11 protein-coding genes are annotated in these 12569 nt (G+C 63.9%); 6 read left to right on the top strand and 5 right to left on the bottom strand.

Annotation, left to right across the window (positions count from 1 at the left end; all coding sequences use genetic code 11):
* Positions 1-17: 17 nt before the first annotated feature.
* The 3 genes from ACFUCV_RS09320 to ACFUCV_RS09310 all read right to left on the bottom strand — a co-directional run bounded on the left by ACFUCV_RS09320 (position 18) and on the right by ACFUCV_RS09310 (position 1985).
* Entirely contained in the window at positions 18-734 is a 717-nt protein-coding gene (locus ACFUCV_RS09320) for an SRPBCC domain-containing protein (RefSeq protein ID WP_380814887.1), read from the bottom strand.
* Between the two features lie 66 nt (positions 735-800).
* Positions 801-1340, bottom strand: a complete 540-nt coding sequence (locus tag ACFUCV_RS09315; protein WP_380814885.1) for an NUDIX hydrolase family protein — start codon at positions 1338-1340, stop codon at positions 801-803.
* Positions 1341-1394: 54 nt separating this feature from the next.
* A complete protein-coding gene (locus tag ACFUCV_RS09310) occupies positions 1395-1985 on the bottom strand; it encodes a hypothetical protein (protein WP_380814883.1) in 591 nt (196 codons plus the stop codon).
* Between the two features lie 66 nt (positions 1986-2051).
* Here ACFUCV_RS09310 and ACFUCV_RS09305 point away from each other — a divergent pair, with 66 nt between their 5' ends.
* A complete protein-coding gene (locus ACFUCV_RS09305; protein WP_380814881.1) occupies positions 2052-2639 on the top strand; it encodes a YdeI family protein in 588 nt (195 codons plus the stop codon).
* Positions 2640-2664: 25 nt separating this feature from the next.
* On the opposite strand, the gene ACFUCV_RS09300 is transcribed toward ACFUCV_RS09305, so the two are convergent.
* Positions 2665-3732, bottom strand: a complete 1068-nt coding sequence (locus ACFUCV_RS09300; RefSeq protein WP_380814879.1) for a glycoside hydrolase family 76 protein — start codon at positions 3730-3732, stop codon at positions 2665-2667.
* Between the two features lie 115 nt (positions 3733-3847).
* Here ACFUCV_RS09300 and ACFUCV_RS09295 point away from each other — a divergent pair, with 115 nt between their 5' ends.
* The 3 genes from ACFUCV_RS09295 (at position 3848) to ACFUCV_RS09285 (ending at position 8003) form a co-directional block, all read left to right on the top strand.
* A complete protein-coding gene (locus ACFUCV_RS09295) occupies positions 3848-4627 on the top strand; it encodes an SDR family NAD(P)-dependent oxidoreductase (protein ID WP_380814877.1) in 780 nt (259 codons plus the stop codon).
* Entirely contained in the window at positions 4624-5853 is a 1230-nt protein-coding gene (locus ACFUCV_RS09290) for an acyl-CoA dehydrogenase family protein (protein WP_380814875.1), read from the top strand. Before ACFUCV_RS09295 ends, ACFUCV_RS09290 begins: the two co-directional genes overlap by 4 nt.
* Positions 5854-6077: 224 nt before the next feature.
* Positions 6078-8003, top strand: coding sequence for a DUF222 domain-containing protein (locus tag ACFUCV_RS09285; protein WP_380814873.1), 1926 nt, complete (start codon positions 6078-6080; stop codon positions 8001-8003).
* A gap of 106 nt (positions 8004-8109) precedes the next feature.
* On the opposite strand, the gene ACFUCV_RS09280 is transcribed toward ACFUCV_RS09285, so the two are convergent.
* Positions 8110-8916 (bottom strand): DUF1684 domain-containing protein, encoded by an 807-nt coding sequence (locus ACFUCV_RS09280; protein WP_380814871.1) that lies wholly within the window; start codon positions 8914-8916, stop codon positions 8110-8112.
* 139 nt (positions 8917-9055) lie between these two features.
* Here ACFUCV_RS09280 and ACFUCV_RS09275 point away from each other — a divergent pair, with 139 nt between their 5' ends.
* Together ACFUCV_RS09275 and ppc are read left to right on the top strand one after the other, a co-directional pair.
* Positions 9056-9607 carry an SRPBCC domain-containing protein gene (locus tag ACFUCV_RS09275; protein WP_380814869.1) on the top strand — a complete coding sequence of 184 codons (552 nt, stop codon included), beginning with the start codon at positions 9056-9058 and terminating at the stop codon, positions 9605-9607.
* A 137-nt stretch (positions 9608-9744) separates the two neighbouring features.
* On the top strand, positions 9745-12564 hold the full coding sequence (ppc, locus tag ACFUCV_RS09270; protein ID WP_380814867.1) for a phosphoenolpyruvate carboxylase: 2820 nt from the start codon (positions 9745-9747) through the stop codon (positions 12562-12564).
* Positions 12565-12569 lie beyond the last annotated feature (5 nt).

The raw sequence follows: 12569 nt of genomic DNA, 5'->3' as shown, positions 1-12569 counted from the left end.
GCCCTGCACGGTGCGCCCTAGTCCTCGGGGTAGTGCCTTTCCATAAACGCATCCCACTGCGCACCAATGGCATCGAGTGCGCCGGCGCCCAGTCCGTAGGTGGAGGCAATGATTTGTGCGCCCGGGTGTTCCCGGATGCCGGCAATGGGGTCCTGCTGGGCCAGAATCAGCAGGCCATCACCGTGTTCGGCGTAGGCCTGGACCGTCAGCGCCAGCTGCTTTTCGCTGCGGGCCCAGACCTTGCCCTTGAGCGTGGCTCCGGAATTCAGTGTCAGTTCATAGGGTTCCCCGGGATCGGGCAGCCAGCCAATGTCAATGCCCAGGGCGTTCCACAGCTCGGTATGCGCGGTGCTGGTGCCGTCCACATAGATGGTGCGGCGCCGGGTCAGGGGGTGGCGTTCCAGCGCAAACCTGAGTTGCTGCATGAACGTCCACCAGCCTTCGGTGATGTCGGCGTCGTACTTGGCCCACTCGCCCGTGGCCGGCCCGCGCGTCATGGTCAACAAGGTGCCGTCAGTGCGCGGTTCGAGTGTGAAAACGTCCCCCATATCAAGTTCCAAACGCAAATGGTCACTGGCTTCAGTGGCATTGGCGTAGTAAATCTCCTTGATCTCCTCCTCCAGGCCCTCCATTTCCCAGCCGTGCCACTGTGCCAGGCGCGCCGGCTCGCGGAGCATGCGCCAGAGCTGCTCGGCATCGGCGTTGATCAGGACGGAGAGCTCGGTGTTGGCCATGACAGGTAATCTACGCTGGAACCAGGGAACCGGCTAGGGACCGGCTTTTGGCGCTGGAGGAAAGTGTCAGCGTCCCAGACCGGCGAAGGAGATGGCTTGGCGCACCAGTGCGCCGCGGCCGCCCACAAATTCGGCCTGCACGCCGGGGCTGAGCACTTCCTCCGGCGTCATCCAGGTCAATTCCAGCGCGTCCTGGCGCGGTTCGCAGTCACCGGTGACGGGGATGACGTAGACCATCGCCACCGCGTGTTGGCGTTCATCGGTGAATCCGGTCTGCGAGGGCGAGGGCAGGTACTCGGCCACTGTCAGGGGCACGGGGCTGACCGGCAGCTGGGGAAAGGCCAGCGGACCCAGATCCTTTTCAATGTGCCGGATCAGCGCCGCGCGGATGGTTTCCCGGTACAGCACCCGTCCGGAGACCAGGGTGCGCACCATGGAGCCGTGCTCGTCGGCCTGCAGCAGCAGTCCCACTTCATTGACGTAGCCCAGCGGGTCCAAGCGCACCGGCAGCGCCTCCACATAGACCATGGGAAGCCTGTTGCGGGCCTCGTGCAGGTCCTCTTCGGACAACCAGCCGGGATTGGGGTCAGGGGTGCGAACGCTCATGTCTCAGTTCTACCCCATCCCCGGTCCAGGCGCAGATTCCTTCCCTCCCCGGCGTCAATTCCGGCTGATGGCGAGGCTGCCGCCGTCAGGCATTCCGTGGTTGACGGTGCCGGTCCCGCCGGCCTGAAGCTGCAGTTCGACGCCGGTCCGGACACCGGCCGCCGTGCGCACAAATCCGCCGTTTTTGGCCTTGAACAAGGCACCGCCGAAGGGGAATCCGCGCAGTTTTCGGGCACCAATGTTGCTCAGGACCGCATTGGCAGCGGCCGGGTCGGCGCTGGTCCAAACGGCCGTGACGCTGAGGGCGGAATCGGGATCCGGCAGGGACAAATCGGCGCCGGGGCGGGCCAGGAAGGTGAAGTCGGCGGCGGTGACCTGCGCCGCGGTGCCGTGCAGCCTGGCCGGGGTGCCGTCAGCGACGGTCCGCTGCACAAAAATGGCCGCGTCGCGGAGCTCAAATTCCAGCCGGATGGAGTGCACGGGCGCCTGTTCAAGGAGAATTTTTCCATTGCCGGAATTAAACAGCTGCCGCGCCGGGACATCCGCCGTGCCCGGCAGGGCCGAACCTTGCAGGCCCACAGCTGTCAACAATTGCGCATAGGCTTCGGGGGTGGGCGTGGAGATGACGGGACTAAGGCGCAGCATGGGACTCCTGGAAGTGTGGAGGGAACAACGCTACCAAGGACGCCGTGGCCGCATTAGGGTGTTTCCATGATTGAACTGCCTGAACTCCTGCTCCCGGATGCGCCCGCCTGGCGCGGCTGGTTGGCCGGCCATCACGCCCAGCTGCCCGGGGTCCGGCTGGTGCTGCATAAAAAAGGCGGTAGCACCACCACCTTGACGTACGCGGCCGCACTGGATGAGGCGCTGTGTTTTGGTTGGATTGACGGCGTTGCCGGCAAGCGCGACGACGGCAGCTACCTTCAGCGTTTCACTCCCCGCACGCGCACCAGCAAATGGTCCAAGATCAACACCGGCCACTATGACCGTCTCGTGGCTGCCGGGCGCATGGAGCCGGCCGGGGTGGCCGCGGCCGACGCCGCCAAGGCGGACGGACGCTGGGAGGCTGCCTATTCCGCGCAGTCGACCGCTGAGCTGCCGGCGGATTTGGCCGCCGCCATTGCCGCCAATCCGCAGGCCCAAGCCATGTTTGAGGTGTTGACGGCAACCAACCGCTACGCTTTGATTTACCGCACAGCATCCGTGAAGACACCCGCCGTCCGGGTCGCCAAGATTGCCCGTTTTGTTGACCTGTTGGCAGCGGGCCAGACCCCGTACCCGCAAAAGCGCCAACCCTGAGGCGGCTTCGCCTGCCCCTGGCCGCCTACACGGCGGCAGCTGCGGAAAGCACCATCCACCGTTGCAGGGCACCGGAGAGCTGGGTGGGCCCGGTGTCCCTGAGGGCGGCGGCGGTGTCCGTGACCATGGCCGACGCTGTTTGCCGGCTCAGCTCCGGAAGCCTGGGGTCCTGCGCGGCGAGGGCAAGGTAGCGGACCAGGATGCCGGTGAAAAGGCACCCGTCGTCCCCGGATTCCAGTTGCAGGCCTTGACCTGCCGTGAACAACCTGCGGTGGATGGCTGCAATGAGGGCCACCGCATCGCCCAGGTCGGTTGACCGGCCCAGTTCCAACAAGGCTCCCAGCACCGGGCCCTGGTTGTAGGTGTAAATGGTGGTTTCCACGTTCCGGCCCGTGGCGCAGGGGTGGATGCCATCAACATAGAGGCCAATTTCGGGATCGAAGAGTTCCAGGCGGAGCCAGTGGATGATTTCCTGTGCGCGCCGCCTTTCTCCGGTTCTGGCAAAGTGCAGTGCCGCCGGGCCGTTGACGGGGGTGTTTTTATAGTCGCGTTTGCGGGACCAATGTAGGCCGCCGCCCAGGACGTCGTCGTGCGCGTGGTGCAGTTGGCGGGTCAGGGACCTGGTGGCGGAGGTGGCCAGCCTTGACGGCCTGGCAAGCAGTTTCAGCGAGAGCCTGTTCAGCCGGCCCGCGGCCAGGGCCAGCCACGCCATGTCGTCATAGAAGTCATTGGTGAAGCGTCCGAAGTTGCGCACCATGATGCCGCGCAGCAGGTGCTCCGCGCGGCGCAGCTCCGCGCGGGCGCCCGGTCTGTCATGGTGGCGCAGCTGCCGGAAGGCTGTATCCAGGACCGCGTCCAGGTAGTGGGCCTGCCACCAGTAATGCCACGGCTGGAAGGGCCCCTGCGGTGTCTTGGGGCTGCCGGGAAGCGGCCCGGCGGTGGGCGAGCCAATCCAGGTGCCTGGAACACCGGCCAGGCGGTGCCCAAACCGGGCATGGACCTGCGCCTGCGCCTGGTCCGCGTCCAGGGCCCAATTGTTGCTTGAACGTTCTTTCGAATCGTTTTGCTGGGAAGGTCCGCGATGGCTGGTCATGCCCTCCACACTACTGTTTCACCCGCTTCAGCGCTCCTAACGAAATCTTGGTTAGTATGCCTTAACGCATGCTTTGCAGCCCGGGTCTCCGGGTGCGCCTCAACGAGGAGGATTCATGGACATTTCCGCCAGCGGCACCGTCGCACTCATCACCGGCGGGGCCTCCGGCCTGGGAGCTGCCACGGCCAGACGGCTGCATGCGGCGGGTGCCGCCGTCGTGCTGGTGGACCTGCCGGGCTCCCAAGGGGCCCACCTGGCCGCTGAGCTGGGGGAGCGGGCAGGGTTTGTGCCGGCGGACGTCACGGACGAGGAGCAGATGCGTGCGGCCATTGCGGCCGCCGCGACGCTGGGCACGCTGCGGATCGCCGTCAATTGCGCAGGCGTGGCCACGCCCGGGAAGGTGCTGGGGCGCGCCGGGGTCCTGCCGCTGGAGGACTTCAACCGCGTGGTCCACATCAATTTGCTGGGCACCTTCAATGTGCTGCGTCTGTGCGCCGAGGCCATGGCGGCGGCTGAACCTCTCGACGGCGAGTTCGGGCCCGAGCGCGGCGTCATTGTCAATACCGCCTCCGTCGCGGCGTTCGACGGCCAGATCGGGCAGCCGGCCTACGCCGCCTCCAAGGGTGCGGTGGCCGCCATGACCCTGCCCATCGCACGGGAATTGGCGCGCTCGCTGATCCGCGTGGTGACCATTGCGCCGGGCATTTTTGAAACCCCCATGCTGGCGGGGCTGCCGCAGGCTGCGCAGGATTCCCTGGGCCAGCAGGTGCCGCACCCTTCGCGGCTGGGCAAGCCTGCCGAATACGCCGCCCTGGTGGAGCATATTGTGGCCAATGCCATGCTCAACGGGGAGACCATCAGGCTCGACGGCGCAATCCGCATGGCGCCAAAATGAGCACCTCGGCCACGTCGCTGCCCGCGGCGGACTTTTACGGTTTTGAAGCCCTGCTGAGTCCTGGAGAGAAGGCCAAACTGGTTCAGCTGCGGGAGTTCCTGGCCACGGAGGTGGCGCCGTACGCAGTCCAGTGGTGGAATGACGCCGCATTCCCCACGCGCATCCTGCCCAAGATTGCCGCCCTGGACTTGGCCGCACCCGACCGCCGCCGCCTCAGCCACCTCTTCACGGGCCTGGTCGTGGCGGAAATGACCCGCGTGGACACCTCGCTGGCCACCTTTTTCCTGGTCCACCACGACCTCTTTGTCCAGGCGCTCATTGACTTTGGTTCCGCCGAGCAGCAGGCGCGGATGCTCCCTGACGCCCTCGCCCTGCGCTCCACCGGGGCATTTGCCCTGACCGAACCTGAGCATGGCAGCGACGTCGCCGGCGGCATGTCCACCACCGCGCGGCGCGTGCAGGACGACGCCGGCACCCACTGGGTGATCAACGGCGCCAAGCGTTGGATTGGCAATGGCACGTTCTGCGACAGGATGCTGCTGTGGGCCAAGGATGCCGAAACCGGCCAGGTGCGGGGCTTCTTTTTGGATGCTTCCCTTCCTGGCGTGATGCGGACCAGGATTGAGCACAAGATTGCCCTGCGCACCGTGCAGAACGCGCACATTGTTCTAAAAGACGTACGCGTGGCTGAGTGTGACCGGATCATGGGGGAAAACTCCTTCCACGACACCAATAAACTGTTGCTGGGTTCGCGCGTTTCCGTTGCCTGGCAGGCGGTGGGGCAGCAGCTGGCAGCCTTCGATGTGGCCCGCGACTATGCAGTGCAGAGGCAGCAATTTGGCCGGCCCATTGCCTCCTTCCAGCTGGTGCAGGACCAATTGGTGCGCATGTTGGGCAACCTCACCTCTTCAATGGCCATGATGGTGCGGCTCGCGGCACTGCAGGACGATGCGGAAGCCGGTCTTTCCGGCGCCGGTGTCCCGGGTGCCGAGGGTCAGCTCCCCACCATGGCTCAGGTTGCGCTGGCGAAAGCGCACACCACGGCAGCCATGCGCGAAACCGTGGCGTTGGGACGCTCCATTTTGGGTGGCAACGGCATTGTCAGCGACTACAAAATGGCCAAGATTTTCGCCGATGCCGAAGCAATCTACACCTATGAGGGTTCGTACCAGATCAACACATTGATTGTTGGCCGCGCCATTACCGGGATCAGTGCGATCGTTTAGCTGGTGTTGGGGTTAGCCGGATATACGAAAATAGTTTCGAATGGTTGCTCGTTTCTCTTGTTCTACTCGTTGGTGGGGTTTATTATGGGGGTATGGGTAGTTCAGTGAATTTCCCGGCGGGTCCGGAGGGTTCATCCACCGCAGTTTCTGTGGCGGACCGTATCGCTGGGCTGACTCTTCCTTCTTTTTCCTCCCTTGCTGTGGCGGTGGCTGGTTTGGCGGGGTTGCCTGATTTCCCGGCTCCGAACTCCTCCACCGAGGATCGTGGTTCCTCGCGGTTGGGTGGGGTGCGGGGCTTGTTGGATGACTGCACTGAAGCCCTTGCTGCTTTGAGTGTGCATCGGAACCGGTGTGCGGCGTTGTTGGTGGTGTTGGTCGAACGCCTCCAAGCGGCCGCCCGGGTGGAGGGTGTGGTGCTGGGGCTGGATGCCTGGCAGCGCCAGACCCAGATGATGGGCATCCGGGCTGAACTCGCCGGGTTGCTGACCATCACCGAAGCGGTCGCGGGAAAGCTGATGGATCACGCCGGGATCCTGGTCCATCACCTCCCGGCCACCATGAAGCTGTTCACCGCCGGTGGGTTGGGGTGGGAGCAGGCGGTCGTGATTGCCGAGGAAACGACCGTGTTGCGGGACGCCGGGCACCCACAGTCCGTCATTGATGCTTTCGAACAAGTGCTGCTGGGCAAAGCAGAAGGGTGCACGGGGTCGAGCTTCAGGGACAAGGCCCGGCGGGCAAGGGAACGCACCTTCCCGGACTCCATGGCAGCCAGGACGCGGCGGGCGTTCAAAGACCGGTCCCTGCGCGTGGGCCGGGGACAGGACGGGATGTCCTGGTTGACGCTGTTTGGGCCTTCCCCGACGGTCGAGGCGATTTTCTCCCAATGCACCACCACCGCCCAAGCCGCCCAGGGACCCCACGAATCACGGACCCTGACCCAGTTGCGCGCCGATGTTGCCGCGGCCCTGCTGTTGGGCCAGACCATGGACGACAACCACATCCACACCCCACCACCACCACCAGTGCCAGAACCGGCGGAACCCACGCCAGCGCCGGCGGAGGCTGCCGCACCGGCACACGCCGTACCGGCGGAATCGGCGGAGGCTGCCACAGACACAGACACGGACACAGACACAGACACGGACTCGGGCACCGGTTTTGGTGGTGGGGTGCCGGTGTTTGATGATCCGGACTACACGGATCCCGGCTTTGTTGATCCCGCACCCGATCCGTGGGACAGGGAGTTCTGGACCGGGTTCGACGGATCCAAGCCACCGGATCTCACACCCGCACCACCGGCACCGGGCAACAATCCCCACCTCCCAGCCGCGAATGCCGGGTCCGGCGGTGGGGTGTGGCCGCCGCTGCCCAGGGTGACCCCTGTGCTGGTGATGCCGGCCCTGTCATTGCTGGGCTTCACGGACGAACCGGCGTGGATGGAAGGTGTCGGACCCATCAGTGTGGACGTCGCTAAGCGTCTCACCGCACAAGCGGGTTCGTTGTACCGGGTGTTGGTGGACCCGATCACGAACAAACCCCTCGACCACGCACCCGAGTCGTACCGGATCAGCAAAGCCATGAAAACAATGTTGGCCATCCGGGACGAATACTGCCTCTTCCCGGGCTGCACCACCGTGGCCGTGAACTGCGAGGTCGACCACGTCAAACGCTTTGAAACCGGGGGCCGCAGCGTCTACAACAACCTGCAAACCCTGTGCAAACGCCACCACCTCCTCAAACACTTCAAGGACGACAAAACCCGCCAAGGATGCGTTCGCACGGACCAAAGCGCCGAACGTCAAAACACCCGCCTGCGCGGCTGGACCCCGACCATGACCGAAGAAGGACGCGTGGGATGGACATCCCCCACCGGACACTGGTACCCGCCAGAAACCGACGACACCCCAGCCCCGACCTACCCCGAATGGGTCAAAAACAACCTCCAACAACAACTCCACGACCACGACGAGGATTCCTGGCAGCACTGGGACGCAACCCACCCGTCCTGGGACATCCCACCCGAAGAACACATCCCACCCATCTGGACCCCAGACACCGTCCCCCAACCACCCCCAGGGACCTTCCCTGATGAAGAAGAACAAGACGCCATCGACCGGAATGCCACAGAGAACCACCTGCACCACCAATAGTTTGCAAGTGGCCCGCGGCATCGAATTGACGGGGGCACGTCGCCAACCCACAGGCCTCCACTGACGGGGAATCGCAGTGGATCAGGCTCCCGCCGAATGGCTGCCTTTATTTTTGTGGATCCCGTTCCCCGGCTTCCACGGCGACAGGCAGGGCATTCTCCGCTACCGGTGCCGGGCAGGTGCCGAAGTCGGTGAAGGCGCTCGGGTAGTTGATGGCCCGATTGAAGTCCAACATCACGGAGCCGTCCGGGCGTGGCCGGGTGAGCTCGATCTTGCGCCAGTGCGAGGTGGTGGTTCCATTGCTGGCGTCACGGAAGGCGACAACCAGGGCGCCCAGTTCGGCCTCCTCTGCGGCAAGCTGATAGCGCGCACCGTCCAATTCAAAGGTCACTTCCCCCACCAGTTCGGCAACGCCAGCCACCAAAGGGTTGGCCGTATCAATGGCCCTGCGGCGTGGGGCGTCATAGCGCGTGAAGGTGGCCATCAAAGCAAGATCAGGATCGTATGCAAACACTGGCACGCCGGTAAAGGAGGTCAGCACCGGGGATTGGGAATCACGGGTGCGGATCATATATCTATTGGCCCGCACACCCAGCTCCACCACCACATCACCGAATGAGACCCAGTTCAAGGATTCCTCATCGGCCAGTTCCGCCGTGACAGTGCCAGCAACGGGTGTGCCACTTTCCAGCAGTGTGAGGCGATCGGCGGCGGTGGCGGTGAGGTACGCCGTCGTACCTTCAAAGCTCCACAATCCGGGAATGCCTGGCAGCGCCGCCGGGGCTGCCGGCAACCAGTGTAAAGCCGTCAAGCTAAGCCACCCATGTGGCGCAGCAAGTGCCGTATTGCGCCCTGCTCGGAAGCGTTCCCACCTCTGCGTGAGACGGTCAAGTTCAATGGTGGTGGTGTTCACGATGCTCCTGTTGACTGGGCTGTTCTTCCTTGTGCAGTACAACTGGTGGTGTGGGGAAGCTATTCCGCTGCGGCCCGGCAAAAACGGGCAACAAGGCGGCGCAGCTGTACCGGTCGGGCGTAGGTGGAAGAATGGGCCCATGGCTTCGAACACGGATTTAAACACAGACATGACACGGTTTCCGCTGGGGACCACCAGGAGAGTGGATGCGGAGCGTACAGAGCTGAAGTTCGAGCGGCATTATTCAGCCCCGCCCGAATCGGTGTGGGCCATGCTGACTGATCCGGAAAAGACGCAGCTGTGGTGGGCCAAGGTGCGGGGACAGGCCAAGGCAGGGTCCACCTTTGATTTGAAATGGCTCAATGTCAAGGATGAAGGCCACGGCATTGAAACCGACTGGTGGTATGGCCGCGTGGTGGAAGCTGACGCCCCGCATCTGTTGGAGCTTTCAAACTCAATGCACGGCCGGATCTGGATCACCTTGGAAGCCACGGCGGAAGGGACACTGGTGCGGTTTAACAACACCGTGGCGGTGCCGGAAGAGGTGGTGCTGATGTCGTTGGCCGGCTGGCATGTGCATTTGGACCATTTATGTGAGGCCCTGGCGGGCAAAAGCGTTGACTGGCAGCACTGGTGGGACAACTTCCACCCCTCCTGGGAACAAGCGCACGCCCTGTACCAAGCCCGTTAAATTCCTCACTATTTGAGACGGATTGGCTCCGATGGATGGCGCCGGTCTAGTATCCAGATGGCCCTGACTTGGGCCTCCAACGTATTCAACGTCGCATACGAGCCTTCCCCATGCACAGACCGTAAGGACGCTGACTCATGAGCTCAGACTTGCAACCGAACCCCCAGGGCACTGCGAACAATCAGGAGCCGGACACCGATCTGCGCGCAGATGTGCGCCGTGTCAGCACGCTGCTGGGTGAATCCCTGGTCCGCCAGCATGGTCCTGACCTCCTGGCGCTTGTGGAGCAGGTGCGCCTGTTGACCAAGGAGTCCAAGGAGGCTGCCCGGGGGGAGACCGGCACGGGCCCCTGGAGTGCCAACGACGTCGCCGAACAGGTCCGCGAAGTCCTCGCCTCCCTGCCGCTTGAGCAGGCGACGGATTTGGTGCGTGCCTTCGCGTTTTACTTCCATCTGGCCAATGCGGCCGAGCAGGTGCACCGTGTGCGCAGTCTGCGCACGCGTGCGGAAAAGGACGGCTGGCTGGCGAAGGCCGTCACCGAGATCGCTGAAAAGGCCGGCGCCGAGGCGCTGCAAAAAGTGGTCAATGAACTCGATGTGCGGCCCATCTTCACTGCCCACCCCACCGAGGCCTCACGCCGCTCGGTCCTGGACAAGATCCGCAAGCTCTCCGACATTTTGGCCACGCCCTCGGAGGAAGGCACCACCAGCCGTGCCCGCCAGGACAGGAAACTGGCGGAGATCATTGACCAGATGTGGCAGACGGATGAGCTGCGCAAGGTCCGTCCCACCCCCATGGATGAGGCGCGCAACGCCATCTACTACCTGCGCAACATCCTCACCGACGCCATGCCCGAGGTGCTCACGGAGCTCAGCGACCTGCTCGGTGAACATGGCGTGGTGCTGCCTTCCGACGCCGCACCGCTGCGGTTTGGTTCGTGGATTGGTGGTGACCGCGACGGCAACCCGAACGTGACCTCCCAGGTCACCCGGGAAGTTTTGGTGTTGCAAAACCAAAATGCCGTGAAGATTTCACTGGGCCTGATTGATGAGCTGCTGACGGTGCTCTCCAACTCCAGCGCCCTGTATGGGGCCGATGCTGCGCTGAACGATTCCATTGCCGTGGACCTTGCCAAACTGCCGGCCATTGATCCGCGGATTCTGGAGCTGAACGCCGACGAGCCGTACCGTCTGAAGCTCACCTGCATCAAGGCCAAGCTCATTAACACCCAGAAACGTGTTGCCGCCGACGCTTACCACGAGCCTGGCCGTGACTACAGCTCCACCGCCGAACTCATTGCGGAATTTGAACTGCTGGAAAGCTCGCTGCGCAACAACTCGGCGGCTTTGGTGGCCGACGGCGCCCTGGCCTCCGTGCGCCGGGCCATTTCCTCCTTCGGGCTGCATTTGGCCACCCTGGACATCCGTGAGCACGCCGACTACCACCATGACGCCGTCGGCCAGCTCATGGACCGCGTGGGGGAACTCGGGAAGCCGTACGCCGAGTTGGACCGTGCCGAGCGCATGGCCGTGCTCAGCACCGAACTGGCCAGCCAGCGTCCGCTTTCCGGCCATCCAATCAAGCTCGACGGCGCAGCAAACGGCACGTACGACGTCTTCCGCGTGGTGCGCCGCGCCCTGCGCAGCTACGGCCCCGACGTGGTGGAAACCTACATCATTTCCATGACCCGCGGCGCCGATGACGTGCTGGCACCGGCCGTGCTGGCCCGTGAAGCCGGTCTGGTGCAGCTCACCGGCGAGAACCGGTACGCCAAGATCGGCTTCGCACCGCTGCTGGAAACAGTCGATGAACTGCGCGCCTCAGCCGAAATCGTGGACCAGCTGCTCTCCGACCCCACTTACCGGGAACTGGTGCGCCTGCGCGGCAATGTGCAGGAAATCATGCTGGGCTACTCGGACTCCAACAAGGAATCGGGTGTGCTGACCAGCCAGTGGGAAATCCACAAGACCCAGCGCAAACTCCGCGACGTGGCGGTCAAACACGGCGTGAATGTGCGCATGTTCCACGGCCGCGGCGGTTCCGTGGGCCGCGGTGGCGGGCCCACCTATGACGCCATCATGGCCCAGCCCAACGGCGTCCTGGAAGGTGCCATCAAGTTCACCGAGCAGGGCGAGGTCATTTCGGACAAGTACTCCCTGCCGGATTTGGCGCGGGAGAACCTGGAACTGTCCCTGGCGGCCGTGATGCAGGGCTCGGCGCTGCACCAGGCGCCGCGCCACTCCGAGGATGAGCTGCAACGTTTTGGCGCCGTCATGGAAGTCATGTCCGACGCCGCGTTTGAAGGTTACCGGGCGTTGATTGACCATGAGGATCTGCCGGCGTACTTCCTGGCCTCCACCCCCGTGGAGCAGCTGGGCAGCCTGAACATTGGTTCCCGGCCCTCCAAACGGCCCGATTCCGGTTCCGGTTTGGGCGGCCTGCGCGCCATTCCGTGGGTTTTTGGCTGGACCCAGTCACGTCAAATTGTGCCCGGCTGGTTTGGTGTGGGATCCGGGCTGAAGGCTGCCCGGGAAGCCGGCCATGAGGTGGAACTGAAGGAAATGCTGCTGCACTGGCACTTCTTCTCCTCCACCATCTCCAATGTGGAAATGACGCTGGCCAAGACGGACATGGACATTGCCGCACACTACGTGGCCACCCTGGTCCCCGAACCGCTGCGCCACCTGTTCGCCAGCATCCGCGCCGAATACGATCTGACCGTGGCGGAACTGCAGCTGCTCACAGGGGAGACCGAGCTGCTGGACAACCAGCCGCTGCTCAAGCGCTCCTTGAACGTCCGCGACCAGTACCTGGACCCGATCTCCTATCTGCAGGTGGAGTTGCTGCGCCGCGTCCGCGAGGCCGACATCACCCAATCCGAGGTGGACGAACGCCTGCAGCGTGCCATGCTCATCACCATCAACGGTGTGGCGGCGGGTCTGCGCAACACCGGCTAAAAGCG

This window comes from Specibacter sp. NPDC057265 (assembly GCF_042668835.1).
GTDB lineage: Bacteria > Actinomycetota > Actinomycetes > Actinomycetales > Micrococcaceae > Specibacter.
This window is presented reverse-complemented; position numbering and strand designations above follow the sequence as displayed.

What these genes read in the sequence shown, in the direction of transcription:
- ACFUCV_RS09310 (WP_380814883.1), bottom strand. Translation starts at nt 1,985, where the DNA reads ATGCTGCGCCTTAGTCCCGTCATCTCCACGCCCACCCCCGAAGCCTAT.
- ACFUCV_RS09320 (WP_380814887.1), bottom strand. Translation starts at nt 734, where the DNA reads ATGGCCAACACCGAGCTCTCCGTCCTGATCAACGCCGATGCCGAGCAG.
- ACFUCV_RS09295 (WP_380814877.1), top strand. Translation starts at nt 3,848, where the DNA reads ATGGACATTTCCGCCAGCGGCACCGTCGCACTCATCACCGGCGGGGCC.
- ppc (WP_380814867.1), top strand. Translation starts at nt 9,745, where the DNA reads ATGAGCTCAGACTTGCAACCGAACCCCCAGGGCACTGCGAACAATCAG.
- ACFUCV_RS09290 (WP_380814875.1), top strand. Translation starts at nt 4,624, where the DNA reads ATGAGCACCTCGGCCACGTCGCTGCCCGCGGCGGACTTTTACGGTTTT.
- ACFUCV_RS09305 (WP_380814881.1), top strand. Translation starts at nt 2,052, where the DNA reads ATGATTGAACTGCCTGAACTCCTGCTCCCGGATGCGCCCGCCTGGCGC.
- ACFUCV_RS09300 (WP_380814879.1), bottom strand. Translation starts at nt 3,732, where the DNA reads ATGACCAGCCATCGCGGACCTTCCCAGCAAAACGATTCGAAAGAACGT.
- ACFUCV_RS09315 (WP_380814885.1), bottom strand. Translation starts at nt 1,340, where the DNA reads ATGAGCGTTCGCACCCCTGACCCCAATCCCGGCTGGTTGTCCGAAGAG.
- ACFUCV_RS09275 (WP_380814869.1), top strand. Translation starts at nt 9,056, where the DNA reads ATGGCTTCGAACACGGATTTAAACACAGACATGACACGGTTTCCGCTG.